This window comes from Pontibacter sp. HSC-14F20 (genome assembly GCF_019599265.1).
GTDB lineage: Bacteria > Bacteroidota > Bacteroidia > Cytophagales > Hymenobacteraceae > Pontibacter.
The window spans coordinates 23125-44845 of the sequence record NZ_JAHZTC010000021.1 but is presented as its reverse complement, the minus strand read 5'-3'; the positions used below and the strand labels follow the sequence as shown (position 1 = coordinate 44845).

The window sequence follows — 21721 nt, the reverse complement described above, 5'->3', positions numbered from 1 at the left end:
CCTGACATAAGGCTCTATGGCAAAGGACAGAAGAGCAACTCGGAAGTCCTTTGTCACAAAGTCTGACGTCGAAAAAGCCTAAGACAATGTACAAGAACGTGTTACAAGCCATAGAAGGCATTGAAATATACCCGCTCATTTCATTTACTATCTTCTTTTTGTTCTTCCTGGGGCTGCTGATCTATGTAGCCTTGATGGATAAGAAGTATGTGAGCAACATGAGCAGCTTCGCCTGCTCAGATGATGATCAAGACGAAACAATAGGAGGGAACAGACAATGAAATCTCCCATGCTAAAACTGAAACAACTGGCCCTGGCGGCCGGCTTTGTTCTGATGACGGGCGCCCCGGCGTTTGCGCAGGATGCGGTGCAGGGCAAGACTATCTTTGATGGAAACTGCGCAGTCTGCCACAGCATAGATGCTGATGTGGTAGGACCAGCCCTGAAAGATGTGCACGAACGCCGTGGTGATGAATGGCTGCATAAGTTCATTAAAAACTCGCAGGAACTCGTTCAGTCAGGTGATGCGGATGCCGTAGCTGTTTTCGAGAAGTTCAACAAAATGCCGATGCCGGCTTTTGAGGGATCCCTGTCAGACGACGACATCAACCACGTGATAGCCTACATAAAAGAAGCCAGCGCCGCAGCACCTGCCGTAGCAGCAGAGCCAGCAGCCACGAGCACGGCTGAAGCGGCTGCACCAGCTGCAGTACAGGATGTAGCTTTCATGGATCTGCCACCAATCGTACACTTTATCTACGGTCTGGTTGGTCTGATCATCCTGCTGATTGTTATCGTGCTGATCATGCTCTTCCGACTAATCGTGCCGATGATGGGCGATTCGCTGAAGGATGAAGAATTCCAGTCTACTTTCTCAGGACGTGTATACGCGCTGATGCGTGGTGATGCCTCTGTTATGACAGGTAAGGCAAAAGATGAAATTCACTCTACCCACGATTTCGACGGTATACAGGAGTACGATAACGACCTGCCGCCCTGGTGGAAATATATGTTCTACGCATCCATTGTGTTTGCTGTAGGTTATATGCTGCACTACCACGTGTTCCGCACCGGTGCGCTGCAGTTAGAGGAGTATGAAACGGAAATGGCCCAGGCAGCTCTTATTGCCGCCCAGAACGTGGAAGACCCGAATGCAGTGACTGAATACGAAGTGCTGACAGATGCTGCTGCACTGGAGTCAGGCAAGGCACTCTATATACAGAACTGCGCAGCCTGCCACGGCCAGGCCGGTGAAGGTACCGTTGGTCCTAACCTGACAGACGAATATTGGCTACATGGCGGCGATGTGAACGATATTTTCAAAACCGTGAAATTTGGTGTACCAAGCAAAGGTATGGTGCCTTGGCAGGGCAAACTGACCAAAGATCAGATGCTGGAAGTGAGTAGCTACATCCTGTCATTGCAAGGCAGCAACCCGCCTAATGCCAAAGAGGCACAAGGCGAAAAAGAATAACTTTAACCCTCCCTACATGAGAGGCAGGCATTCGAAAGAGTGTCTGCCTTTTGTGTTTTAAGGTATTACTGATGACAATCACCTGTAAGAATGACATTGGTCATCTTTTTAAAAGCCGCAAATAAGGAATTTTGTATCAGCAAAGAGCAGCACAAAGCAGTTTCTGGCTACCAATTTTATCTTTAGAGGCAGGATTAATATCCGCACAAATTAAACTGCCATGGCAATTAAATCACACACCGCTCCGGACGAATTCCGCGATCACATCTCGACTATTGACGAGCATGGAAAAAGGGTATGGGTATACCCTAAAAAACCCAAAGGCAAACTCTACGACTACAGGAAGTGGGTAAGCTATGGCTTGCTGACACTGCTGTTTATAGGGCCTTTCATCAAAATTAACGGGCTGCCGCTACTGATGCTCAACATCGTGGAGCGCAAGTTCGTTATCTTCGGCATCCTCTTCTGGCCTCAGGACTTCTTTATTCTGGTACTGGCTTTCCTGGCAATGGTGGTCTTTATCATCCTGTTTACCGTGATATACGGCAGGCTATTTTGTGGCTGGGTCTGTCCGCAGACTATCTTCCTCGAAATGGTCTTCCGCCGCATCGAGTACCTGATTGAGGGTGATTATACCAAGCAACGGGCATTGAATAAAATGCCATGGAACACCGAGAAGATCCTGAAGAAGAGCTCCAAGACAGCCATTTTCCTGTTGATCTCTTTTCTGATCTCCAACTTGTTCCTGGCCTATATAATAGGTATAGATGAACTGAAGAAAATAATTGCAGAAGGCCCTATCAATCATTTGGCCGGCTTTGGCTCTCTGGTGGCTTTCACAGGCGTATTCTACTGGGTATTTGCTTACTTCCGTGAGCAGGTATGTACAATCGTTTGCCCTTATGGCCGACTACAGGGTGTGATGCTCGACAAGAAAAGTCTGACAGTAGCTTATGATTATGGTCGTGGGGAGCCGCGTGGCAAGCTGCGCAAGGGGCAGGAGCGTACCGATGGCGACTGCATCGACTGTCACCAGTGTGTGCAGGTTTGCCCGACAGGTATAGACATCCGCAACGGCGCACAGCAACTGGAATGTATCAACTGCACAGCCTGTATTGATGCCTGTAACGACATCATGCGCATGATCGACAAGCCGGAAGGCCTTATTCGATACGACTCCGAAGAAGCCATTGCAGAAGGCCGTCAGTGGAAGCTTTTCACGCCACGTGTTATGGGTTACAGTGCCGTGCTGATGCTCCTTCTGGTTGCCCTCACAACGCTGCTGCTAACAAGAGACGATGCCCAGGCCACCATACTGCGCACTCCAGGACAACTCTATCAGAAAACTGAGCAGGGCACAGTGAAGAACCTCTACAACATCTCGGTGATCAACAAGACAAACACCAATATGCCGCTGACCCTGAAACTGCACAATACAGATGGAACAATCCAGATGGTGGGCAGTGAGCTGGTACTGCCGGCGCAGGGCAAGGCAGATGGGGTGTTCTTCGCAGAAATACCGCAAAATCAGTTGACAGGCATGAACGCCGAAATTGAAATCGGAGTGTACCACGATGATGAGCTCATCACGACACAGGATACCAAGTTTCTGGCCCCTGCCAAGTAAAGACAGCTTATATCAGAAGCAACCATTCAAGCATATTCATCATGAAAACTGATAAAAATAAAAAATTTACCTTCTGGCCTTATGCCATTGTCATTGGGCTGGCCTCCTTCATGGCTTACATCATCTATTTTGTGGTACAGGCCATGAACCAGGATGTAGACCTAGTGAGCAAAGACTATTACGCCCAGGAGATCGCCTACCAGGATCAGATCGATCGGGTCCGCCGCACACAGGCTCTGGGCGATGTGATGCTGCAATACAACGAGGAAGCAGGCAACATCCTGCTGCAGGTACCGGCTACTTACCAGGATAAAAACCTGAGCGGCACGATCACCCTGTTCCGACCATCGGACGACAAACTGGACAAGCAGTTGCCTTTACAACTCGGCCGGGACAAGAGCCAGCTTATTGACGTGGGGGGCCTGGAAAAAGGTCTTTGGAAAGTTCGTGTGAACTTCAGCGATGGCGCAGAAGCATATTATTCAGAGAAAACAGTTCAAATAAAATAAGGCCATGATCTGGGCAGGATTCTTATTTGGCTTATTAGGCAGTTTCCATTGTGTCGGGATGTGCGGCCCTATAGCAATGGCGCTACCATTTGTCGGGAGTACCGGCTGGCGTTACTACGTCGGCCGGCTCCTGTACAATGGTGGTCGCATCGTCACTTACGCATCGTTGGGCGCAATCGCAGGCGCCTTTGGCCAGTCACTTGAGATGGCGGGTCTGCAACAAACCGTTTCCATTGTATCTGGTGTGCTGATCCTTTTATTGCTGGTTTTGCCGGCTGCTTTTAAAGGAAAGGCTTCCAACATGCTGGGAACTGACAAAGTAATGGGTTGGGTACGCAAAAAACTCGGCTATTACTTTCAGAAAAACTCCATGGGATCACTTTTCATGGTGGGCATGCTCAACGGTCTGCTTCCCTGCGGATTCGTTTACATTGCCCTGGCCGGCGCTATCAGCGCGCCAGGTATAGGCGGTGCCATGCTATACATGGCGCTCTTCGGGCTGGGTACTTTCCCGCTTATGTATATTGTCTCGCTTTCGGGCAAGCTCATCAGCCTAAAGGTGCGGGGCATGTTTAACCGGGCTGTGCCTTATGTGGGCATGGCACTGGCAGTGCTTTTCATTATGCGCGGACTTGGCCTGGGTATACCTTACCTGAGCCCCAAAGTAGTACATACGGCACAGCATACAACCGAAATGAGCTGCTGCTCGAAGCCGGAATAAACCAAAAGGCAGTACTGTTAAAAGTCACTTTTTCAGGTGATGCAGCTCACTGCAGCCTGACCAGTATACCTATACCTTTACGATACTAACCATGACTACTATGACAACGCCATCGCAGATTAAACGCATCCTGGTTCCGCTCGATCTGAATGAAACGGGCGAGGACCTGCTGTACTATGCCGGGCAGCTGGCCCAGGCGCTGGGTGCGGAGCTATACCTGTTCCATGCCTGCAAAACGGCCGACCTGACTTTTACACAGCAAAGCAGTTGCATTCAGAAGCTTCGCTCTTTTGCCGAACGTGTGTTTAGCCGCGAATTCAAGGCCGCTCAGGTAGCCGCGCCTTTCGACTGTGTGGTACGCCCCGGTCAGATTCGTGATAGCATCCAGAGTGTCGTGCAGGATTATCAGATCGATCTGGTGTTGATGGATGCTGGGGCACGCGCCAACACAGGCCTAACGGGTGAAGCAGCAGAGCAGGCCGCTGTCATCATGGACCTCGTTTCCTGCCCGGTTATGGTGCTACCAGCCAATGTCAGGTATAGAAAGCTGAAGAATCTGGTATTTGCAACTGACTTCACAGACCAGGACCAACGGGTGCTTTTCCGGATAGCGGATCTGGCGCATCAGCTGAAAGCTAAATTAACGCTTGTACAAGTATACAGTGAAGAGAAACGATCCGAGTTGTGTGCTTACAAAGCAGCCATGCTGGAGCTTGAGAAGCAGTTGAAGGGAAGGAAAGTAGCCTTCACGTTGCTGGAAGAAGAAGATATGCTGGAGGGAATCAGTGAGTTTTCGGAAGAGGCTTCGGCAGATCTGCTGATACTGGCCACGCAGGACAACTACCTGCTGGAGCGCCTATTCAGCACCAACTACATGAAAACCTTGGCCTTCCACACGCGCATACCGCTGCTGACTTACCGGCAGATCAAGAAAAAGCCATGCTCCGGCTGTTGTGCGAACTGCAAAAGCAAACAGGCGCAAGTGCAACTGCAGGCTTCCATCCAATAATTTACTTTCAGGTATGGCAGTAAGGGATTTTATAAACAGAGGTATGATCGAGGGAGAGGTGGAGTACCTGGAGCCTGGACAATGCATTTTCAGACAAGGGGAGGACGTTACCTATTTATACCTGGTTACGCAGGGTAGCGTAGCGGTTTCGCATAACACGACAGGTATAGATGACCAGATAGTTACCCCTCCCGACTTCCTGCTAGGCATCACTGACCTGCTGCATGATACCTACAGTTTCACGGCCTTTACGCTGGAACCAACACAATTGATCAAAATAAAGAAGGAAACAGTACGAAAAGCACTCCATGAGACGCCGGTGCTGCGGCTATACTTGCTCAAAATGATGAGTTGGGAAGCAAGCCTCACCAAAATGGCATTCGAATAATTCAACCAGTTTATGATCAGGAGCCGGTAGCCCATAGCTACCGGCTTTTTGTTTTTACAACCTATACCCGAAGCTGCCAGTAAACAGAAACAGTTTGATCACGCCCCAATTTTATGAAGAGAATCATAAGCCGGCTGAAGCTTGTTATTCAGTTCGTCTATACCAGCATAGGCTTTTATCCGACATTGATTTCTCTGCTCTTTTTCGGAATTGCGGTTGTAATGATCTATTTCGAGACCAGGGGCATCAGTAAAGCACTCGAAGACAAACTTCCTTTTTTCATCATCAGTCATGGCGAAACTGCCAACATGATCCTTAGCTCGATTGCAACAGGCGTTTTCTCCTTGATCGTTTTCAGTTTTACAATGGTGATGCTGGTGCTCAACCAGGCCAGCGCAAACTTCTCGCCCCGGGTAATTCCGGGTCTCATAACTTCTAAGTCAAACCAGAAAGTGCTGGGCTTATTCCTGGGAACCTTGATCTATACCTTGGTGGTGATGGTGAATGTGCGCTCAGAACACTATGACACCGACCTGCCAGGGCTGGCTGTGTTCATGGCGATGTGCTTCACCATCCTTTGCCTGGCCTTTTTTGTGTATTTTATTCATTCCATTTCAACTGCTATCCAAATTGGCAGCATCCTAGAGGATATCTATAAACTGACACTGAACAAGCTGCGCAAAGAACTGAAGCAGGACGAAGGAAAAGAGCTACCGGCCATTTTTGAAACCGGCAACTGGCAACTACTCGACAGCAGCAAAAGCGGTTACCTGCAAAAAGTAAACAAAAACGCTGTCGTCGAACTTTGCAGGGAGCATGATGTGGTGCTGGAGTTTTTGCAGCCACTCGGCCATTTCGTGATTAAAGGCCTGCCCTTTGCCAAGGTAGCAGGGCAATTAAAAGATAAGGAGGCTTTTTGCGATGAGCTTAACACCCAGGTGAGTTACTATCAGGAAGAAATGGCGGAGATAAATTACCTCTATGGATTTAAGCAAATCACTGAAAGTGCGGTGAAGGCACTTAGTCCCAGCATTAACGACCCCGGCACCGCCATAAAAGCAATAGATTATCTGACTGATCTTTTAATTGTCCGGATGCGGCTCACCGACGAGAAAATATTTCATGACAAGGAAAATGTGCTGCGTCTGCGTCTGGACGAAGTTAGCTTTTCAGAATTGCTCAGCCTGTGTTTAGGGCCAATTAGGGTATATGGCAGGGAGGATCCCGTTATTTTGCTGCGCCTGTTAAACCTGCTCAAAAACCTATGCCTGGCAGCAAAGTCACATCCCAAAAGATTGGAGCCAATTACTTCAGAATCAAAGCTGATCATAGCAGATGCGGATGAAACCGTCCATAATGCAGGAGATCGGGGAAAGATAAACGATATGATTAAAGCCCTGAACGAAACCTGCATGCTGCCCCAAACACTGCCTATGCTCAGCAATTAATTGGGGACTTAGGTATGAAAAAGTTATTTTTACAGGAATTGCTAATTCTTGTTTATGATTTTTGATTCGATTAAGAAAGCCCTGGACAGTGTGCTCAATATTGTTCACGAGACCGATGAGCCAGGCACTATTCGTGAAATTTACGATAAAATACCGGTGCGCGGCAACAACACCTGGATGCTGATCTGCTCTGCCATGCTGGCCTCTATCGGTTTGGACACCGGCTCTGGCGCTGTCATTATTGGGGCCATGCTTATCTCACCGCTTATGTCGCCCATCCTGGGATTAGGCTTAGCGGTGGGAATCAACGACCGCGAAATGCTTTGGGCATCAGTCAAGAACCTGTCCATTGCAGCTGCTGCCGGTCTAATTGTGAGCACCTTTTACTTTATGATTACACCCCTGGGCGAGCCTACAAATGAACTGCTGGCCCGTACCAAACCAACCTTGCTCGATGTGATGGTGGCTTTCTTTGGCGGTGTGGCAGGTATCGTCTCTATCTCGAGGTCCGATAAATCGAACGCTATACCTGGTGTGGCCATTGCCACCGCGCTGATGCCACCGCTGTGTACAGCGGGTTACGGGCTTGCGCTGGGGCGTTTTGACTTCTTTTTCGGAGGCTTCTACCTGTTTTTCATCAACGCCGTCTTTATCAGCCTGGCAACTTTCCTGATCGTGAAGTACCTCAAGTTTGACACCAAGCACTACGTCGATAAAGCCACGGAACTCCGCGTGGCGCGCATTATGGCGGTGGTGCTTTTCATTGTGGTGTCGCCGAGCGCCTACTTTCTCTACAACATCTATAAAAACGTACAGACTAAAAAGAAAATTGAGAACCTGATCGTGCGCGACTTCGCCAGCCGAAACAATGAAATTATAAAATGGGAAGTAAATGACACAGACTCTCTCAACACCATCAAGATTTACAGCGTTGGCAACCCCGTGCCCGATACACTTATCACCCATTACAACACCTTGTTAGCCAGCAATTCACTCTCAAATCATCAGGTAAAGCTGGTGCAGCTCGATGTGTCAGCAGAGGATGTGCGTCGTATGGCGTCTGACATTACCAATAACCTGACGCAGGACTTTTTAAGAACGATCGAGATTCAGAAGATGCAGAGTCAACGGACCGACAGTCTCATGCGGCTTGCCAACTCCTTTACGCCAGTCAGTGCCAGCCGTGAACTCAAGCTGATCTTCCCTGAAATAGAAAGAGTAGAGGTGGGAGAGATCGTATCGATTGCCGAAAATAAAGCAAAGCTAGACACAGTTATGCTGGTGATGATCGGCTGGAAAAAACCACAGGCTGCCAATCCGGCCAAAAGTACCGGTGCCGTATTTGTAGACCCGGCTAAGGTAACTGAATATGAACAGCGTATACAACAGTATATGGCCAACCGCTTCCGCCGCGATTCTGTGAGAGTTTCCTCTACCTTATAAAGTGCAGTATGGCAAGACATAAAAGTGGCTCTATGAAACGGAAGCTTCACAGTATCATTTTCGAAGCTGAAACACCTTCGGGCAAGACCTTTGACATCATCCTGCTGACCATGATTGTGGCCAGTGTAGTTGTGGTTTCCCTGGAGAGTGTTGTTTCTTTGAGAAGGGACTACCTGCACATATTTCAGGCACTTGAGTGGTCTTTCACAATTCTTTTTACAATTGAATATTTTATTCGCATCTACAGTTCGCAAAAGCCTCTCAGGTATATCTTCTCTTTTTTCGGGATAATAGACTTTCTGGCCATTATTCCTACTTACCTGAGCCTGTTCGTACTAGGTTCTCAATACCTGCTGGTGATCCGGGTTTTTCGCTTACTTCGTATTGCCCGGATATTCCGCCTCACCAGATTTGTTAATGAAGGACAAGTTCTGTCCAAAGCACTGCGTGCCAGCTTAACCAAGATCACTGTATTTTTGGGTGTTGTGTTGATGATGGTGATCGTAGTGGGTGCTTTGATGTATGTCATTGAAGGCAGACAAAGCGGGTATACCAGCATTCCCATGAGTATTTACTGGGCCATTGTAACGCTCACGACTGTAGGGTTTGGCGATATAACACCGGTTACGCCCCTGGGGCAACTTCTGGCAAGTTGCCTGATGATCATGGGCTATGGCATTATCGCTGTGCCCACAGGTATAGTCTCAGTAGAGCTGTCAAGGGCTGACAAGCTGGATTCCACGTCAAGAGTCTGCCCAAATTGCCACAAGGAAGGGCACAGCTCTGACGCCAAATACTGCGATAACTGCGGCTACGAATTGCATGCAAAGGAGGAGACAACAGTGCCTAATCAATAACAATGCGGGGTATATTCAAGGGGAGTCTTGTCAGCAACTCGTAGTTGAGCTGGGTACTGAGTTCGGCGAATGAGGCTACCGTTATGTGTTCGTTGCCTTGTTTGCCAAGGAGCACCACTTCGTCTTTGAGGGCCACATTCGGTATACCTGTCACATCGACCATCAGTACATTCATATTAACAATACCCACCACCGGTGCTCTGTATGATCGGATCAGAACCTGGCCCTGGTTGCTGAGGCTGCGGCTGAACCCCCAGGCGTACCCCACAGGTATAGCGGCAATCAGCATGTCACTACTCGCCTGAAAACTTTGACCATACCCAATAAACTCACCAACCGGCACGGACTTTAGGCTCATCACGTGACTCTTCCAGTTAATAAGCCGCCTTAGAGGATCCGTACGGTCGGTGCTGATGCCCATGTAACGCTGGTAGATTTCCGGACTTGACCAGAACCCATACTGCATGATCCCCACCCGCACCATATCCAAGTGCGTTTCGGGGTAAGCCATCATGGCTGCAGAACAGGCTGTGTGCAGCGATTGAATGCTAAGTCCTTTATGCCTGAGCGAGCGCACAGCCAAATGAAACCGGTTTAGCTGGCCTGTCACCCGATCCTCGTTTTCGCTGCTCTCGGCACCCGCAAAATGTGTAGATATACCTACGACCTCAAATGCTTGAGGCTCTTTGATGATAATATCTGCAGCATGCGGTAATTCGTTGGTGCCTAGTCCTATACGGTTCATCCCGGTCTCCAGGTCGAGGTGTATCCGGGCAGGCTTTCGTAACGATTTTGCTGCCTTTGCTGCTGCTTCCAGCCTGTCAAGCGAGAAAACATAGAATTCAATGTCGTTTGCAATGGCCCAAGTCAGTTCCGCATCATCAATATAGCCCATGATCATGATGGTAGCATCCTGTGGTAGAACCCGGTGCAGACGATCGGCTTCATCGGCGCTGAAAACAGAGAAATGATCGACCCCACAGGTATAGGCCAGCTGTCCAAACTCCTCAATACCATGCCCGTAAGCATTCCCTTTGATAACCGAAGAAAAGCGCGTACCCGGACTTAATTGCGCTTTAAGAAAGGTTATATTATGCGCTAAGGCTGAGCGGCTTATTTCGATATAAGAGCTATGGAACATGAAAGAGTCTAGGGGTTTGTAACAGATTCCGCGATGCGGTAAAACAGGGAGGCTCCCACAGGTATAAGTTCATCGGGAAAGTCGTAGTCGGCGTGGTGCAACTGCGGTCGGTTCGGCCCGGATCCTAGGCCAAAATAGGCGCCTTTATATAGGTTGGTGAAGTGGCCAAAGTCCTCGGACCAGCGTACCGGCTTAACCGCCCGAATCACATCCATGTTCAGATCTAGGGCAGCCTGTTTTACCAATGCCGTTGCTTCAGCGCTGTTTTTGGTAGCGGGAAATTCTTCAACCCACTCGGAATTGTACTTTAAGTTATACTTGTGCGAAACCAACTTAACAGCCTCTATTGCAAGAGACTTCAGTTTATTCAGGTCGTCCTGCTCAAAAGCACGCAGCGTAGCCATTACCGTCGCAAAACCCGGATTGGTGCCAAAAGCAACGTCACCCAAACGGGCATGTACAACGGTAAGCAGCGTCAGGTCCTGAAAGTGGTGCTGGTCACGTGCCAATATGGTAAAGGCTTGTATCAACTCACTCATACCTTCTCCAGGGTTCTGACCGTTCTCAGGCTCCGCAGCATGTGATTCCTTTCCGTACAACTGTATTTTGAGTCCCACTGACGCTGCAGCAAATGCGTCGGAACGCACAAGCACGTGCCCCATCGGTAAAGGGGGTAAATTGTGGAGCGCAAATACATAATCCGGCGCAATTTTCTGGAAAGCGGGCGTATGGAGTACTGCCCAGGCGCCGGCGCCGGTTTCCTCTGCCGGTTGAAACAGCAAAACCACGCGCCCCTTTGACAGGGGTTGCTGATGCAGCATGCTGGCTAGTCCGACTAACGTGGCCATGTGCCCATCGTGCCCGCACTTATGGCTGACACCTTTTTGTATGGAAGTATAGGTAAGCTCGTTTTTCTCCAGTATCGGAAGCGCGTCCAGTTCTGCCCGAAACAGCACGGTAGGCCCGGCATCCGGCTTTTTTCCATGGAAGATAGCTGCGAAGCCAGTGTCGCCTAGCTCTGAAACTATTTCATCAGGTTGATAACGCTGCAGAAAGTTCTGAAGCGTGTGGCTTGTTTCATACTCGAGTCCGGAAAGTTCAGGGTGCTGGTGCAGATGGTGCCGCAGCGTTACAATCTCTTTCAGATCAGGTATAGAAATGGGGGAGGAGCTAAAGGACATAGATGACATAGGTACAGCTTTCAGGTGGGCTTACGTTTGTTACGGGCAAAACTTTACAAAAAAAGCCTGCCCTGCTAAAACTTAACGCGAGCAGGGCAGGCAATGATACTATTCCTAATACTTAATTACAAACTGATTTCCGCAGAGATCTGGTCCACTACCCGCAAAAGGACACGCCTGATTTTATTAACTCCTGCACGAACTTCTGGCAGATTAGCTTCCAGCTTCGCATTTGCCTCAACAAAGCGCACGGCTTCTTTTAAAGACTCGATTTTCATGGTGTCAATCGTGGACTTCACTTTATGTGCCAACGCACTTACTGTTTTCCAGTCTTCCTGTTCCAGGGCTTTTTGCATGTCCCGCACCGTAACAGGTATTGTATCGGCGAAGAGTTGGCGGGCCCGATTCATAAATGCCTCATTGTTATGCGACATTTTCTGAATGACCTCCATGCTATAAAGTGGTCCGGCGATTTCCTCTTCTTCCAATGCTATTTCCGTGTCACTGACCTCGTCATTACATCGCTTCCCGGGTACCAGGCTTGCAATTTTGGTATACAATAACTCTGCTTCGAACGGCTTGGACAAGTAATCATTCATACCTGCGCTCAGGTACTTTTCGGCATCTCCTTTCAGCGCATTGGCCGTCACCGCAATAATAGGTATACCTGCTTTTCGCTTGTCACTCATGGCCCTGATCTGCAGTGTAGCATCAATTCCACTTAATTCAGGCATCTGAATGTCCATCAGGATGATATCGTAATCAGAACGCTGCACCATTTCTACTGCTTCGAGGCCATTAACGGCAACGTCTAACTGAAAGCCCCAATCTTCCATAATAGCCTGCGCCAGGAAAATATTGACTTCATTATCCTCTGCCAGCAATACCTGTATGGCCCCCAGACTGCTGTAGTCAATATTGACTGCCTCATTTTCAGGCAATTTTTCCAGATCACTTTTAGGGTAAGTGATCATAAAGTGGAAAACACTGCCGCCCTGCGGGTTATCTTCGACCCAGATATCGCCACCCTGGCGCTCTACCAGGTTTTTACAGATGCTGAGTCCCAGTCCTGTGCCGCCGTATTTCCGCGTAATGCTGGAGTAGGCCTGCGTGAACCCTTCGAAAATTAAATCCTTCTTATCGGACGGTACGCCTATACCTGTATCGACTACTGAAAATTCGATGGTCAGGGTGGAAGATGTTTCTTCTAATGTTTTGGCATGTAAGGTAACGCTTCCTTCCTCCGTAAACTTAATGGCATTGTTGAGGAGATTGAGCAGGATCTGGTTCAATCGGTAAGGGTCTCCCTGCAGCAAGGTATGAGGCAGGTCCAGCTTACCAAGCAGCAGCGCAATATCCTTTTCTTCAGCCTTGTACTTTAAAGTCTGATAAGCTGCCTGCACCGTCTCTTCAATCCGGAAAGGTATAGACTCGAGTTCCAGTTTACCGGCTTCGATCTTTGCTACATCCAGAATATCATTGATAACAACCAGCAGGTTATCGGCCGAACGGTTAATGATCTTCAGGTAATTGAGCTGTGTTTCGTCCAATTGGGTTTTACTCAGAAGACCACTCATACCTAGTATACCATTGAGCGGTGTCCTGATCTCGTGACTCATATTAGCCAGGAAATTCTCTTTCACACGCGCCGATTCTTCTGCTGCTTCCTTCGCATTTTTAAGCTCGCGTTCAGTCTGGATCCGGTCGGTCACATCGTGCGCTATACCGATCACATAAGGCTCCTGTCCGTCTTCACTTACTTTGTAATTCTGGTAATTGAGGAAGCGCTCTTCTTTGTCTTTGCGCAGCACGCAGAGGATACCTTTGGCCACGGTACTTTCTTCAAATTGCTTCAGATAATCCGGGAAGTGCTGGCGGTGGAGGAGTGGGAAGAATTGTTTTAACTCCTTGCCAATGATCTCCTCTTCTGTATATCCCAGCATCTCGACCAGGAACGGATTAACAGACAGGATAACACCCTGCATGTCGTGCGTACACAGGTAGGCCTGGCTATACTTGATCAGGTCGCGGTATTTTTTCTCACCCTTCTTTAGCGCTTCTTCTGCCAGGCGACGTTCCGTTATATCACGGGAAGAGGATTGAATCTTGATCACATTTCCAGCTTCGTCTGTGATCGGCTTAATGCTGGTTTCAACCCAGATATAATAACCAGCGCGATGCATTTTTCGGTGCTGCACAGTGATGTTGTGCTTGTGCTTAAATGCAACCTGGTGCCCCATGTTGTGCACTTTATGTACATCATCCGGGTGTGTAATGGAATAGGCCGAAACACCAATCAACTCAGCAGGCTTGTAGCCTAGCAAGTCTTCCACGGCATTTGATACATAGAGGTAGTTGCCGTCCGCATCGTGCAGACACACCAGGTCACGAGAATTTTCGGACAGCAGTCTATGCAGTTCTTCACTTTCCTCCAATCGCTTATTGGCGTTGTATTGCTCCGTGATGTTCGTGGATATACCCAGCACTTGCACTTCTCCATCTTTTGTGGTGAGCGGCTTTTTGATGGTGTTGAACCATTCTACACGACCGTCCGGCAAGGTATAGCTGTCTTGTACACGCAGTTCCTGACCTGACTCAATCACAATTTGATCGACGCGGCTGTAGTGCTGCACCTCTTGTGGCACATTATGTAAATTGTGGGTATTCTGATTCAGAAGATCTGCTGGCTCCAAACCAAAAAACGCAGCGCATTCATGGTTCACGAGTTTATAGTTTCCTGCAGCGTCCTTTACATAAATCAGGGTAGGGCTAGTGTCGAGCACGAGCCGGATGAAGTCATTTTTCTCTTTTACTTCGATAGCGGCCTTTCGCTCATCCGTCACATCGCGCACAATGGTGAGCACCTGTTCTTCAATATGCTTTACGATACGCCCTTCATAGTAGCGGTCGTTCAGTTCGTAGTCAACGGAATGCAGCTGTCCGGTTGCAAGCACTTCCTGTATCAGGTCAAAGGTTTTCTGGCTGAGAGATGCAGGGAGCAGGTCAAAAAGCGACTTACCGATTACCTCGGACGAGTGCATTACGCTGTGCTGCGAATGTTCGTTATGCATTTCCAGGTATATCCCATTTTTGTCGACGATAAACATGAGGTCAGGTATAGCGTCAAGTATAGCCCGGATCTTGGCTTCACTGTTCTTGATCTCTTGCTGGGCGTTGTGCAGATCGGTAATGTTGAGCCCATGCCCGATAACGAGCCTTACTTCGCCCTGCTCATTCAGGACAGGATTTAGTTTACGGATATGGTAGCTGGCATTGCCCTGCTTGTCAACCAGCTTTTCTTCAAAAGAAACTTGGCAACGCTCCTCCATAACCTTAAGCAGATGCTTGCCCCGATTTTCGATGCGGTGCAGCGGCACGTTGCGGTAGGCACAGTACTCTTCATTCGTTTTATTGATGATCCACTCCCGCAGGTGAGGGTCCGACACGGCTGTCGGATTCACAAAAATATAACGCAGCTGATCGTCATAAACGGCCACATCCGAAGGGAGATTGTTCAGTATAGCTTCATAGAACTCTTTCTGCTCGGCAAGTTCCTGGTTCTTGTGTCGCAGTTTGGTCGTGTCTTCCGCCGATCCGATGATCTGAATTACTTTGCCATCAGCATCACGTCTGAAAACAGCCTCGCGGCAAAACAGAATTCTATTGGAACCATCGCTGGCCCGCACACTATAGGTAATTTCGCGCACTTCACCATCCCGGGCACTCAGCATGCCGGCAGAGTGCTGCAGCAAAAGGGGCTTATCAGCATCCTGTACCACAGACATAAAGAAGTGGCCATCCATAGCATCCAGATCCTGCTGGGTATAGCCCAGAATGGTCTTTATGCCATTGTTCAGGTAGATGCTTTTATTCTGGTCGAGGTCGTAGATATACACGATGCTTGGCACCATGTGCATGATATTCTGCACGAGCTCAGACGATGTATCTGACTGATTGGTGCGGAGTTGCTGCAGTTCGCTGGCCAGTCTGGCAGCCGTAAGTTCAGCTTCCTGTCGTGCTTTTCTTTCTTTTTCGAACTCCTGTCGCAGTAGCTGCAGCTCGTTTGAAATTTCTATCATGTAATCAATGAGATCCGAGTAAAAAAACAGGGGCGGATTTGTACGCAAATTATCGCTTTTCAGTGAGGTAACAATCGATGGGAGGATATAATTTTAATGAAAATCAGAATTTTTTGACACAATAAATATTATCAATATTTAATAAAGCCAATAAACACACACCGTAGCCAGAAATGCTGGCCGGTGAAGTGAGATGGAAAAATGACCGCTTACGACCCGTGTTATGGATTTCAGAAGCCAAAAATTAACTATACCTTAACCCATGTTAAATAGTACATTACTATGTTAACTTTAAATTCTGCTGCATGCTTCAGGTATAGGCAAGTCCAAAAAAAGCAAAGTAACCAACTGACTCAATTGTGGATGCCATGACGTATAACCTGGGAGTTGACTTATCTTCTATACCTGAAGACATGGCAAAGTGCATAATGATCAATATGTGATTAAACAGCAGCAGTACGTAAACAATGAAATTTACCCAAGAAAGGAGCCCTTCAGGGGCTAAAAAAAGGTATAAGCGGAAAATAGTTTTCTGTTATTTTTAGCTCAGTCAATTACCATTATGTAAGTTATTCCGCCGGAAACTTCCTATACCTTCTCACACTGAAATAGTTGAAACGGCCTGGCATTCTGTTTCGCTTTTTTTGTGGGTGCTTGGGGACAATTGGTAAAGAAAATAACATGTTGAAATTGGCCCTTAAAAGACGTCGATTCCTGCTTGCAGCCGTACATTAGAAAACGAGCCTAGATCACAACTGCAGATATCCCAATACTGATGGATATAAATAAGGAATCGGAACTTTATCAGTTCGAAAAACTTTACCAGACGCTCTTTCTGAACCATCCGGATGCCATTTATTTACTGGATCTGGAGGGGAATTTTATGATGGTCAATGAAGAGGTGTGTCGTATCACTGGGTATGGTCGGGAGATGTTGATCGGCCAGAATTTCGAGCCCTTAATCGATGAAAGTATGAGAGCCTTCACAAGGGATCGATTCCTGGAATCAATGCAGGACAAACCACAGCGCTACGAAACAGCTATTATCAGTAAAAACGGCTTTAAATACCTGGACGTTACTAATTTTCCGCTAAAGGATGAAGACCGCGTAATGGCAATTTTTGGTATTGCAAAAGACGTCACCGAAAAAAAACACAAAGAGATCGAGCTTGAGAACTACACAGCGCTGTTGAAAGTGCAAAACGACGAGCTGGAAATATTCCGGAAGATACTGGCCCATGACATGCGAAAGCCGGTTGCCAATGCGCTCGGTTTTGCAAGACTTCTGCAGAGCAGCCTTCCGGATAACAAAGAGACGGAGCTGAAGCGCTACCTACTGCACACTGTAGAGTCAATTGATGTGATGCTGCGCGATCTAAACGAGCTTATTGCGTTACAATCGACAGGTAAGGAAAGCAAGGAGGAAGTAGATGTCGTTAAAACGATCAAGCGTATTTTCAATTTCTATCAGGGAGAGATCCGGCAGAGCGGTGCTTTCGTGGAACTGGAAATGGCTGACAAGATCGTGATCCACACCATCAAAGCCTATTTAAATAGCATACTCCGCAACCTGATCTCCAATGCGCTGAAATACCGCAGTCCTAACCGCCAAACAATCATAAGAGTATCAGCTTTGCTGCACGATGAGTTCATCACCATTCAGGTACAAGACAATGGCATTGGCATGGACCTGGTTCGTATCGGCAAGGATTTGTTTCAGATGCACCGGCGCTTTGCTCCGAAAGTAGCAGAAGGAAACGGATTGGGATTATATATTGTGAACCAACAAGTAAAGCTGATGGGTGGCCAGATCAGTCTGGATAGCGAGCTAGACAAAGGTTCCACTTTTACGGTTACGCTTCCGAACTGCTAAACCTGCTCTTTCAACCAACCATAACAGCGCACTTAATTAGCCGCCCCATAGGAGTGCTATACCTTACTTCACTGTAAGTTCATGGCTCTGGATCATCCGGTAGATCGTTGATTTGCCAATATCAAGTTTGTCAGCTACCAGCAGCACATTGTAGTCATACCTATCCAGGAAGCGCTGAATGATGGCTGTTGTGTACTCTTTCAGACTGCGCTCTTCGGCCAGGAAATCCTTATCCATGTGGCTGGCCGAGAAATTGATGTCCTGCTCCTGTATAGCATCCTCATCTGCCAGCACGACAGCTAGTTCTACCAACGCTTTCAGCTCACGTACGTTACCCGGGAAAGCATAGGAGAGGAGCTTTTGCTGCGCTTCAGGCGACAAGTATTTGCGTCCGATGCCATTTTCTTTGGCGAAGGCGTCAATGAAAAACTTTGCCAGTACCAGAATATCACTGCCTCTTTCGCGCAAAGGCGGCAACTGGATAGGCAATCCCAGTAAGCGATAATACAAGTCTTCCCTGAACCGGCCTTTCTTTACTTCTTCAGCCAGGTTTTTGTGCGTGGCAACAATAATGCGCACATCCACCGGTACCACAGCGTTACCACCTACACGGGTAATCTCTTTTTCCTGAAGTACCCGAAGCAATTTAGATTGCAGGCTAATGTCCAGTTCACCGATCTCATCCAGAAAGATGGTACCCTTGTTCGCTTCTTCAAACTTACCGAGGCGGCGGGATACGGCCCCAGTGAAGGCTCCTTTTTCATGCCCGAACAGTTCACTTTCAATCAATTCGCGAGGTATAGCTGCTACGTTTACAGCCACATAGGGTGCTTTTTTGCGGGTGCTGTTATAGTGTATCGCTTTGGCTACAAGTTCCTTACCGGTACCCGTTTCACCGTGCACCGATACGGTAATATTGGTTTTCGAGGCTTTGTCCATCAGGTTAAACACCTTTTTGATGGCGTCGCTGTTACCAATGATCACTTTGCTGAAGTCGTATTTCTGACCTATCTCTTCTTTCAGGTGGTCGATCTCTTCACGCAGCGACACGTTTTCCCGAATCTTGTTGATCGTATTCCAGAGTCGCTCCGGGGTGTCTTCGTCCTTTACAATGTAGTCGTAAGCGCCTAGTTTGAGCAGGTCTACAGCTGTGGCCACGTCTTCCTGACCAGAAATTACCACGACCTGCACATCCGGATTCTGTTCTTTTATGCGTTTGAGTACTTCCGAGCCGTTTTTATCAGGCAACGAATAATCGAGCGTTACCACATTGGGCAGCAGGTGCATGTTGGCCAGACAGTCGTTAGCTGCATGAAACTTCCGGATTTCGTAATCCGGGTTTAACGAGAGGTGGTACTCCAGCAGTTCACTATACCAGATGTCATCATCCAGTATAAATATTTTAAAAGAACCGTTTGTCATCAGGCAGTCGGATAGTTGCAAAGTTTGAGTCAAATATAACGCAAAAGTTATATCCTATTAACAGATTGCAAGTCAATTTTGGTTTAACAGTACTGCTGAATTAACATTTCAGAATAATATTATAATTCGCCACGGTTCAGTACTTAACATTACGTAAATGTGGCTAGTGACCCAGCGGCAAACTAAATACCTTTCCATGGAAGGGTCAATAGCCAGATCACCTAGTAAGATGAGGCTTGGACGGATGTATTACTACAGGTGACAAAAAGGCCGGGCTAGACCTTTGTACTGATCACTTCGCACTTGGCCCGCACAAACATGAAGACGCCATAACAGATCAACCCTAAAGCCAGAATACCCAGCAGGTATGAGCCGTAGGAAGCCTCCTCCAGAAACTGGAAGGCCTGTGAACTACTGCCTGCCTCACTGGAATTTGAATTAATGGCGGCGCGCAAGAGGAGAAAACCGATGATCAGCCAGACAAATCCGCGGGCAATATAGCCCACCATTCCGGCGCGTACCAGCGAAGTTCTGAGTTCAGGTTTGAGCTGTTCTGCCTGCACTTTGCTCATGTATTTTCCAGAATAGGCGCGGTAAAACTGGTAAATGCCCATTACCATGGTACCAACAGCTACAGCTCCCAGCAACCACTGCCCGAAAGGCTGGGACAGTAACTCGCGGGCCAGCGTCTGGCGCGAATCCGAGCCGTTGTCGCCTCCGCCATTACCCAGTAGCAATTGAGCAGCAGTAAAGGCCAGCGCACCATAAACAGCCCCGCTAAAGGCATAACCGATGCGCTTTCCTATACCTTTAGCGTCTGTTCCTTTCTCTTCCGTATCTCGGATGGCCTGGATCAAGCGCCACAAGGTATAGCACAACATACCAGCCGCCACAATCGCCAACAGCACTTTGCCATAAGGTTGCTCCAGTATAAACTGAAAAACGCCTGTCTTGCCGGCGCCCTGCGCTGTTTGTCCACCCAGTTCAAAGGCAGCCATAAAAGCAAGCGCTCCAACTAGGCAGTACACAATTCCTTTAGCGATCAGGCCGATGCGGGCGAAACGCAACACCCATTCCGGGCGGGGGGTAGGTATACGGGAAGGTGAAATTGAAATATCCATAAGACAAGTCTAGTAACCTTCCCATACACGCAAACTAAAAGCGAAAGTTTAACACTCTGCTTATAAGTTTTTGAATCGCTTATACGCTTCCTCTTCCAGTCTGGCACGATGCGTTGGATGCGCGATCTCGATCAAAGCCTTGGCACGCTGCCGCAGATTTTTCCCGTACAAATAAGCAACACCGTATTCTGTTACCACATAGTGCACATGCGCACGCGTCGTTACCACGCCTGCACCCTGGTTAATGTATGGGGTGATCCGCGAAATACCTTTGTTCGTCATAGAAGGCAGCGCAATAATGGGCTTGCCGCCTCTCGAGAGAGCAGCACCACGGATAAAATCCATCTGCCCGCCTATACCTGAATACTGGTAGGTACCAATTGAATCAGACACCACCTGGCCGGTCAGATCGATCTCGATCGCGCTGTTGATTGCCGTTACCTTGGGGTTAGAGCGAATAACAGTCACATCGTTTACATAGTCAGAGCTCAGCATCGTGATCAGCGGGTTGTCATCCACAAAATCGTAGAGTTTGCGATTGCCGACAATAAAACCAGTCGCGATTCTTCCCCTGTGTTTCTTCTTGAATTCATTGGTGATCACGCCCTGCTCAATCAGTGGCAGCACGCCGTTGGAGAACATCTCCGTATGAATACCCAGCCCTTTGTGATTGGTCAGGCTGTTGAGTGTGGCATCAGGTATAGCACCTATACCCATTTGCAGGGTAGCGCCATCTTCTACCAGTCCGGCAATGTAGCGGCCAATTGTTTCTTCTGTCTGGGTGATACGCGGGCCATAGTCAACTTCCGGAAGGGCCTCGTTTACCTCTACTAGTGCATCAAAGCGCGCGATATTAATGAGGGCATCGCCATGGGTACGGGGCATCTGGGGGTTTACCTGCGCAATAACGTGCTTGGCACTGACCACAGCCTGACGGGCAATGTCCACAGAGACACCCAGGGAACAGAAGCCGTGGCGGTCAGGTGGCGACACATGCACAATAGCCACATCGAGCGGCATGATGCCGGAGCGGAACAGGTTCGGGATTTCGCTCAGGAAGATGGGCACATAATCGCCACGTCCACTGTTGACGGCTTCCCGCACGTTAGCTGACACGAAAAGCGAGTTGATGTAAAAAGCATCGCTGCATCGCTCTTCCGCGCAGGGCATTTGACCAAAAGTAGAAATACTCACCAGTTCCACATTCCGCAGCTCATCTGCGCGCTCAGCCAGTTTATGTAACAGGTACTGTGGTGTGGCAGCACTGCCATGCACAAATACGCGATCACCTGATTTGATAACAGAAAGGGCTTCTTCTGCTGAAGAGTACTTCAATTGGTGTTGGTTCATGGGTTCGTTGTTTATGATTGTAAGCTCCGGGCGTACCGCTTAAAATACGACTTGTCAGGCATTCTGTATGAAATGCCT

The 21721-nt window shown here is 48.3% G+C and carries 17 protein-coding genes; 11 read left to right on the top strand and 6 right to left on the bottom strand.

The features are described 5' to 3' along the window. Positions 1-86: 86 nt before the first annotated feature. The 10 genes from K3G39_RS17495 (at position 87) to K3G39_RS17450 (ending at position 9476) form a co-directional block, all read left to right on the top strand. Positions 87-281 carry a hypothetical protein gene (locus K3G39_RS17495; protein WP_220627467.1) on the top strand — a complete coding sequence of 65 codons (195 nt, stop codon included), beginning with the start codon at positions 87-89 and terminating at the stop codon, positions 279-281. Beyond that, the gene (locus tag K3G39_RS17490; protein ID WP_220627466.1) at positions 278-1474 is read left to right on the top strand and encodes a c-type cytochrome; all 1197 of its coding nucleotides are present in this window, start codon (positions 278-280) and stop codon (positions 1472-1474) included. The genes K3G39_RS17495 and K3G39_RS17490 overlap by 4 nt, the downstream gene beginning before the upstream one ends. Positions 1475-1694: 220 nt before the next feature. Continuing rightward, positions 1695-3101: a cytochrome c oxidase accessory protein CcoG gene (gene ccoG, locus K3G39_RS17485; protein WP_220627465.1), complete on the top strand. Its 1407-nt coding sequence runs from the start codon at positions 1695-1697 to the stop codon at positions 3099-3101. A 41-nt stretch (positions 3102-3142) separates the two neighbouring features. Continuing rightward, positions 3143-3610 (top strand): FixH family protein, encoded by a 468-nt coding sequence (locus K3G39_RS17480; protein ID WP_220627464.1) that lies wholly within the window; start codon positions 3143-3145, stop codon positions 3608-3610. 4 nt (positions 3611-3614) lie between these two features. After that, positions 3615-4331: a sulfite exporter TauE/SafE family protein gene (locus K3G39_RS17475; protein WP_220627463.1), complete on the top strand. Its 717-nt coding sequence runs from the start codon at positions 3615-3617 to the stop codon at positions 4329-4331. Between the two features lie 91 nt (positions 4332-4422). Beyond that, positions 4423-5340: a universal stress protein gene (locus K3G39_RS17470; RefSeq protein ID WP_220627462.1), complete on the top strand. Its 918-nt coding sequence runs from the start codon at positions 4423-4425 to the stop codon at positions 5338-5340. A gap of 13 nt (positions 5341-5353) precedes the next feature. After that, positions 5354-5728 carry a cyclic nucleotide-binding domain-containing protein gene (locus K3G39_RS17465; RefSeq protein WP_220627461.1) on the top strand — a complete coding sequence of 125 codons (375 nt, stop codon included), beginning with the start codon at positions 5354-5356 and terminating at the stop codon, positions 5726-5728. A 113-nt stretch (positions 5729-5841) separates the two neighbouring features. Further along, positions 5842-7176: a DUF2254 domain-containing protein gene (locus tag K3G39_RS17460; protein ID WP_220627460.1), complete on the top strand. Its 1335-nt coding sequence runs from the start codon at positions 5842-5844 to the stop codon at positions 7174-7176. 54 nt (positions 7177-7230) lie between these two features. Beyond that, positions 7231-8619 (top strand): DUF389 domain-containing protein, encoded by a 1389-nt coding sequence (locus tag K3G39_RS17455; RefSeq protein ID WP_220627459.1) that lies wholly within the window; start codon positions 7231-7233, stop codon positions 8617-8619. A gap of 32 nt (positions 8620-8651) precedes the next feature. Further along, entirely contained in the window at positions 8652-9476 is an 825-nt protein-coding gene (locus K3G39_RS17450) for an ion transporter (RefSeq protein ID WP_255594454.1), read from the top strand. Here K3G39_RS17450 and alr read toward each other — a convergent pair. The 3 genes from alr to K3G39_RS17435 all read right to left on the bottom strand — a co-directional run bounded on the left by alr (position 9466) and on the right by K3G39_RS17435 (position 15877). Beyond that, complete coding sequence (gene alr, locus K3G39_RS17445) at positions 9466-10617, bottom strand: alanine racemase (protein ID WP_220627457.1); 1152 nt, start codon at positions 10615-10617, stop codon at positions 9466-9468. The two genes, K3G39_RS17450 and alr, sit on opposite strands and share 11 nt — an antisense overlap. A gap of 8 nt (positions 10618-10625) precedes the next feature. After that, positions 10626-11807, bottom strand: a complete 1182-nt coding sequence (locus K3G39_RS17440) for an amidohydrolase (RefSeq protein WP_255594453.1) — start codon at positions 11805-11807, stop codon at positions 10626-10628. A 116-nt stretch (positions 11808-11923) separates the two neighbouring features. Continuing rightward, on the bottom strand, positions 11924-15877 hold the full coding sequence (locus tag K3G39_RS17435; RefSeq protein WP_220627456.1) for a PAS domain S-box protein: 3954 nt from the start codon (positions 15875-15877) through the stop codon (positions 11924-11926). 775 nt (positions 15878-16652) lie between these two features. On the opposite strand from K3G39_RS17435, the gene K3G39_RS17430 reads away from it, so the two are divergent. Continuing rightward, complete coding sequence (locus K3G39_RS17430) at positions 16653-17750, top strand: ATP-binding protein (protein WP_220627455.1); 1098 nt, start codon at positions 16653-16655, stop codon at positions 17748-17750. Positions 17751-17813: 63 nt separating this feature from the next. Here K3G39_RS17430 and K3G39_RS17425 read toward each other — a convergent pair whose 3' ends face one another. From K3G39_RS17425 to K3G39_RS17415, 3 genes are all read right to left on the bottom strand, one after another. Beyond that, the gene (locus K3G39_RS17425; protein ID WP_220627454.1) at positions 17814-19172 is read right to left on the bottom strand and encodes a sigma-54 dependent transcriptional regulator; all 1359 of its coding nucleotides are present in this window, start codon (positions 19170-19172) and stop codon (positions 17814-17816) included. Between the two features lie 275 nt (positions 19173-19447). After that, positions 19448-20293, bottom strand: a complete 846-nt coding sequence (locus K3G39_RS17420; protein ID WP_255594452.1) for a DUF1206 domain-containing protein — start codon at positions 20291-20293, stop codon at positions 19448-19450. Positions 20294-20353: 60 nt separating this feature from the next. After that, on the bottom strand, positions 20354-21643 hold the full coding sequence (locus K3G39_RS17415; protein ID WP_220627453.1) for an acetyl-CoA hydrolase/transferase family protein: 1290 nt from the start codon (positions 21641-21643) through the stop codon (positions 20354-20356). Between the last annotated feature and the right edge of the window lie 78 nt (positions 21644-21721).